General features: G+C 72.1%; 6 protein-coding genes. 4 read left to right on the top strand and 2 right to left on the bottom strand.

What is annotated here, in order from left to right; translation table 11 throughout:
- Positions 1–35: 35 nt before the first annotated feature.
- A complete protein-coding gene (locus ACFWEP_RS30645; protein WP_387374954.1) occupies positions 36–572 on the bottom strand; it encodes an NUDIX hydrolase in 537 nt (178 codons plus the stop codon).
- Positions 569–2059 (bottom strand): zinc-dependent metalloprotease, encoded by a 1491-nt coding sequence (locus ACFWEP_RS30650; protein ID WP_387374956.1) that lies wholly within the window; start codon positions 2057–2059, stop codon positions 569–571. The genes ACFWEP_RS30645 and ACFWEP_RS30650 overlap by 4 nt, the downstream gene beginning before the upstream one ends.
- Positions 2060–2252: 193 nt before the next feature.
- On the opposite strand from ACFWEP_RS30650, the gene ACFWEP_RS30655 reads away from it, so the two are divergent.
- The 4 genes from ACFWEP_RS30655 to ACFWEP_RS30670 all read left to right on the top strand — a co-directional run bounded on the left by ACFWEP_RS30655 (position 2253) and on the right by ACFWEP_RS30670 (position 5641).
- Positions 2253–3395: an SDR family oxidoreductase gene (locus ACFWEP_RS30655; RefSeq protein ID WP_387374958.1), complete on the top strand. Its 1143-nt coding sequence runs from the start codon at positions 2253–2255 to the stop codon at positions 3393–3395.
- 132 nt (positions 3396–3527) lie between these two features.
- Positions 3528–4001, top strand: a complete 474-nt coding sequence (locus ACFWEP_RS30660; RefSeq protein ID WP_387374960.1) for a molybdenum cofactor biosynthesis protein MoaE — start codon at positions 3528–3530, stop codon at positions 3999–4001.
- Positions 4002–4172: 171 nt separating this feature from the next.
- Positions 4173–4343 (top strand): hypothetical protein, encoded by a 171-nt coding sequence (locus ACFWEP_RS30665; RefSeq protein ID WP_266708887.1) that lies wholly within the window; start codon positions 4173–4175, stop codon positions 4341–4343.
- Positions 4344–4552: 209 nt separating this feature from the next.
- Complete coding sequence (locus ACFWEP_RS30670) at positions 4553–5641, top strand: PDZ domain-containing protein (RefSeq protein WP_387374962.1); 1089 nt, start codon at positions 4553–4555, stop codon at positions 5639–5641.
- The last annotated feature ends 37 nt before the right edge of the window (positions 5642–5678 follow it).

A 5678-nucleotide genomic window follows, 5' to 3' on the forward strand; every position in this document is an offset into this window, starting at 1 on the left:
CGACGGAGGGGCCGCCCCTGTGGCGTACGGGCGGGTCAGAGCGCCGCGCGAGCGGCTTCCATCAGCCGTACCACCGAGGCGTCCGCGACCCCGGCCACCTCGTCGTAGGCGTACCAGCGCAGATCCAGCGACTCCTCGCTGATCCGCTGCGTGGCACCGGCGGGGGCCAGCGCGGCGTACTGCACGTCGAGGTGCCAGTTGCAGGGAGCCGGGATCGGATGCCGGTCCAGACGCACCGGGCCGCCGGCGAGCAGCACCAAGCCGTCGATGCCGGACTCCTCGGTGGCCTCCCGCAGCGCGGCGTCCGCGAGCGTGGCGTCCCCCGGCTCGCAGTGGCCGCCCATCTGGAGCCACATGCCGAGCTTCCTGTGCAGGGTCAGCAGCACCCTGCCCGCTGCCGGGTCCAGCACCAGCGCGCTGGCGGTCAGATGCCCCGCCCCGCAGGCCTTCCACATCCCGTCCGGATGAGTGTCCAGATGGTCCAGGTACGTCTGGCGGAGCTCCGCCTGGGCGGCGTCACCGCCCCCCTCGTACGTCTTGAGCACGAGGGCGGCGTCGTGGTGCAGGCTCACCGGTCCGTGTCGCCCTTCGGGTCGGAGTCGTCCCGGCCGTCGGCTGCGCCGTCGGTCCCGTCCTCGCGCCCGGCCGCCGCGTCCTTCGGCGTGGTGTCCTCGGGCGCCGAGTCCTTGGACAGGGCACCGCCGCTCGCGGCCTCGCCGAGCATCTTGTCGAGCTCGGAGAAGTCCAGCTGCTCGTGGTGGACGAAACCGTCAGGATCGTCCAGGTCCTGGGCGGTCGGCAGCATGTCGGGGTGCTCCCAGAGGCCGTCACGGCCTTCCATGCCCCGGGCGTCCGTGAGCGAGGCCCACAGGCGTGAGGCGTCCCGCAGCCGGCGCGGGCGCAGCTTCAGCCCGATGAGGGTGGCGAAGGTCTGCTCGGCGGGACCGCCGGAGGCACGGCGCCGGCGCATCGTCTCGCGCAGCGCGTCCGCCGAGCCCAGACGGGGCTTCGCCGCCTCGTGGACCACCGCGTCCACCCAGCCCTCGACCAGCGCGAGTGCCGTCTCCAGCCGAGCCAGCGAGGCCTTCTGCTCCGGGGTGTCCTCCGGCTGGAACATGCCCTGCTGAAGCGCGTCCTGAAGCTGCTGGGGCTCCGAGGGGTCGAACTGCCCGACGACGTCCTCCAGCTTGGAGGTGTCGACCTTGATGCCGCGCGCGTAGGACTCGACAGCGCCGTACAGGTGCGAGCGCAGCCACGGGACGTGCGCGAAGAGACGCTGGTGGGCCGCCTCCCGCAGGGCGAGGTAGAGCCGCACCTCCTCCAGCGGGACGCTCAGGTCCTTGCCGAGACGCTCGACGTTCAGCGGGAGCAGCGCGGCCTTGCCCGCCGGACCGAGCGGCAGCCCGATGTCCGTGGAACCGACGACCTCGCCCGCGAGGACGCCCACGGCCTGCCCGATCTGCTGGCCGAACATGGCGCCGCCCATCGACCGCATCATGCCGATCAGCGGGCCGGCCATCGCCTGCATCTCCTCGGGCAGCACGTCGCCCATGGCCATGCCGACACGCTCGGCCACCGGGTCCACCAGCTGCTGCCACGCGGGGAGGGACGCCTCGACCCACTCCGCACGGCTCCATGCCACGGTGGTGACCGCGCCGGAGGGCAGTGAGGTCACGCCGTCCAGCCAGTGGTCGGCGAGCCGCAGGGCCTCGTCGACGGCCGCGCGCTCGGCGGGTCCGACGCTCGCGTCCTTGCTGCCGTCCTGGGTGCCCTGCGAGACCGTCTGGCGGGCGATCTGCTTGGCCATGTCCCAGTTCACCGGACCGCCCTCGTAGCTCAGCATCTGGCCGAGCTGCTGGAAGGCGGCGCCCAGGTCGTTCGGGTTCATCGAACCGAACATGGCCGCGAACGGGTTGTCTCCGGCGGCACCGGGACCGAAGCCGAACGGGTTCGCCGGTCCGCCCTGACCCTGCCCACCTTCGATGGGGTCCTTCTTCTTGCCGTCGCCGTTCTCCGGCTCCTCCGGCGGAAGGCCGAATCCGAATGGGGTGTCACTCACGGGTTTCCTCGGCTCGTAGGGCCGCCGGCTGGAACCGGCGGCGATGCCCGGCTTGTCACCATCCAGCGTAGACACCCGCTCCGGCTCAGGGGCTCAGTGCTCCGCCGGGACTCGGGCTGCGGCAGGATGGACGCCACCAGGTACGCACGCCTCGACTCGGGTACGTACTGAAGACAACCGCTGGAGACGCCTGGTGAGTTCCCCAGATCCTCAGGTTCGCGGAGCGCGAAACCTGAACGACCCCATGACCGAGAAGAAGCCCGCGAAAAACATTTCCGGGAAGCGGGGCCCCGTCGTCGCGGTCACCGGCGCGGCGACCGGAGTGGGGGCGCTGCTGACCGCGCACCTCGCCGCGTCGGACGAGATCGGGCGGGTCGTCGCGATCGACGAGCGGCGCGCGGACGTACCCGGGGTGACCTGGCACGTCCTGGACGTGCGGGATCCCGCCATCGCCGAGAAACTGCGGGGAGCGGACGTCGTGGTCCACCTCGCCGTCGACCTGGATCTGGAGACCGACGCGGCGGCCCGTACCGCGTACAACGTGCGCGGCACCCAGACCGTGCTGACCGCCGCCGCGGCCGTGGGCGTCCACCGGGTGGTGCTCTGCACCTCCGCGATGGTCTACGGCGCCCTGCCGGACAACGACATCCCCCTCTCCGAGGACGCGGAACTGCGGGCCACCGCGGAGGCCACCGGCGTCGGCGACCTGCTGGAGATCGAACGCCTCGGCCGCCGCGCCCCGCGCGCCCACCCCGGCCTGAACGTCACCGTCGTCCGCCCGGCCGTCCTGGTCGGCGGCACCGACACCGCGCTCACCCGCTACTTCGAGTCCCCCCGGCTGCTGGTGGTCGCCGGATCGCGGCCCACCTGGCAGTTCTGTCACGTGGAGGACCTGGTCAGCGCCCTGGAGTACGCGGCGCTGGAACGGATCGACGGGGAGTTCGCCGTCGGCTGCGACGGGTGGCTGGAGCAGGAACAGGTCGAGGAGCTCAGTGGGGTACGCCGCATGGAGCTGCCCTCCGCGGTCGCGCTGGGCGCCGCCGCCCGGCTGCACCGGATCGGGCTGACCCCCTCCCCGGCCGGCGACCTCGCCTACACGATGCACCCCTGGGTGGTCAGCGTGGGCCGGCTGCACGACGCCGGCTGGCGGCCCCGCTGGACCAACGAGGAGGTGCTGGCCGCACTCCTCGAAGAGGTGGAGGGCCGCCACACGCTGGCCGGCCGCCGGCTCGGCCGCAAGGACGCCACCGCCGCGGGCGCCGCCGGGGCGACGGTCGCGCTGCTCGGCACGGCCGCCCTGGTCCGCCGCGCCCGCAAGGCCCGCCGCCGGATCTGACTCCCGGCGACCCGCGTACCCGCCCACGAGCCCCCGCCGCCCGCGCCCCCGTGCCGCTCGGGGCCCTGCCCGCTTCTCGGCGGCGCGGACACCTGTTTCCGTCGCGCCCGCGTCGTGCGGCACCATGGCCCCATGGCATCCCTTCACGACCACCGTGGCGACCACCCCGGCGAGCGGGCCGCGGCCGACCCCCTCCGGCTCCTCGCGATCCGCGAGACCCCGCTCTCCCTCGACGAGGTCTTCCGGGCGGTGGGCGACGACGCGGCCGGAGGGATCGCGCTCTTCGTCGGCACGGTGCGCAACCACGACGGGGGCCAGGACGTCGGGGGGCTCGGCTACTCCTGCCATCCCTCCGCCGAGGACGAGCTGCGCAGGGTCGCGGAGAAGGTCGTCGCCGACTACCCGGTCCGCGCGCTGGCCGCCGTCCATCGAGTGGGTGAACTCGACGTGGGCGATCTGGCGGTAGTGGTGGCCGTGGCCTGCCCGCACCGGGCAGAGGCGTTCGAGGCCTGCCGGAAGCTGATCGACGACCTCAAGCACGAGGTGCCGATCTGGAAGCACCAGCGCTTCCTGGACGGCACCGAGGAATGGGTCGGCGCCTGCTGACCGGCCCGGACGACCCGGAGACCTCCCGACCGGGGTTTCCCTGCCGCAAACCGTACGAGCACGGATCAGGCCCGATTTGCGTAACCGCCCCCCTGCCAGCAGCGTGGGTCCTGCCGTTGGTTCAATACGCAGACCGCCAGTCGCGGTCGCTCATGGGGTAGGGAGGTCGTAGTGGCCGCACTCGCATGGCTCTTGATTCCGCTTTTCGCCGCTCTCGGCGCGGCGATATGGGGAGGCTGGGCCGCACGTAACCGCACGACCGGCGATGTCACCGAACTCGCCGGGTATGCCCGGTTCCGGGAAGCGATGGAGAGATCGCACTCCGGTTCCGACGCCGTCTGACGAACGACGGTGACCGCGAGGACCGCGTCAGCCGTCCGCGACCGCCCACCGGGCGTCGCCCCGCGACGCCCCCGCTCCGTCCGCGCACCTCCCGCGCTTCTGGCGCCACGAGCGGACCGTGAGCCTCCGATTTGCCGGCCCGCCCTCGCCGGCCTCGTACGGACCGGCCCCGGCGGTGCACTGACAGGTGCTTACCGTACTGTCGTTCCATGCCACGCCGCACCGCGACGATGCTCGCCTCGATTCTCATCTTCATCGCGCTCATCTGTGTGGGCGTGGTGCTTCCCGTCCCGTACGCGGAGATGTCCCCGGGGCCGACCTTCAACACGCTGGGCGACGCGGACGGCGATCCGGTACTGCAGATCTCCGGTCGCAAGACCTACCCGACGTCGGGGCACCTCAACATGACGACGGTCCGCGTCACCGGTGCGGACTACAACATGAACCTGGTCGAGGCCGTGTACGGCTGGCTGGCCCACGACAGCGTGATCGTGCCGCACGACACCCTCTACCCGGACGGGAAGACCGAGGAGCAGTCCACGCAGGAGAACGCCGAGGAGTTCAGCCAGTCCCAGGAGAGCGCCAAGGTCGCCGCCCTGAAGGAGCTGGACATCCCGGTGACCTCGCGCGTCGTCGTGTCGACCGTCGTGAAGGGCGGAGCGGCCGAGGGCAAGCTCCACGCGGGCGACGTGATCAAGTCCGTGGACGGTACCGCGGTGAAGAACCCGGCGGACGTCGCCGAGCTGGTGAGCAAGCGCGACGCCGGCGAGGACGTGACCTTCACGGTCGTCCCGGCCGAGCGGGCCGCCGCCGCCGAGAAGGCCGGGAAGGAGCCCGAGGGCACCCAGGACGTCACCCTCACCACCCGCGAGGCGGACGACGACCACCGGGCGATCGTCGGCATCCAGGCGGGAACCGACCACACCTTCCCGTTCGAGATCGACATCAATCTCGCCGACGTCGGCGGCCCGAGCGCCGGGCTGATGTTCTCGCTCGGCATCGTCGACAAGCTCACGCCAGGTCAGCTGACCGGCGGGAAGTTCGTCGCGGGCACGGGCACCATCGACGACGACGGCACGGTCGGTCCGATCGGCGGCATCAACATGAAGCTGGTCGGCGCGCGGAACGCGGGGGCGCGGTACTTCCTCACCCCCGACGAGAACTGCGCCGCCGCCGCGGCCGACATCCCGTCCGGTCTCACCCTGGTCCGGGTCAAGACGATCGACGACGCCAAGAAGTCCCTGGACAAGATCCGCACCGGGGACACCGCCGCGCTGCCGAGCTGCTCGAAGAGCTGACGGCAGGGCTCGCCGAACCGAGGCCGGGGCCCCGCAC

Source organism: Streptomyces sp. NPDC060198 (assembly GCF_042728415.1).
In the GTDB taxonomy this organism is placed as follows: domain Bacteria; phylum Actinomycetota; class Actinomycetes; order Streptomycetales; family Streptomycetaceae; genus Streptomyces.

Excerpts from the sequence above, each read along its gene's own strand:
- ACFWEP_RS30670 (WP_387374962.1), top strand. The coding sequence starts at position 4,553 with ATGCCACGCCGCACCGCGACGATGCTCGCCTCGATTCTCATCTTCATC.
- ACFWEP_RS30660 (WP_387374960.1), top strand. The coding sequence starts at position 3,528 with ATGGCATCCCTTCACGACCACCGTGGCGACCACCCCGGCGAGCGGGCC.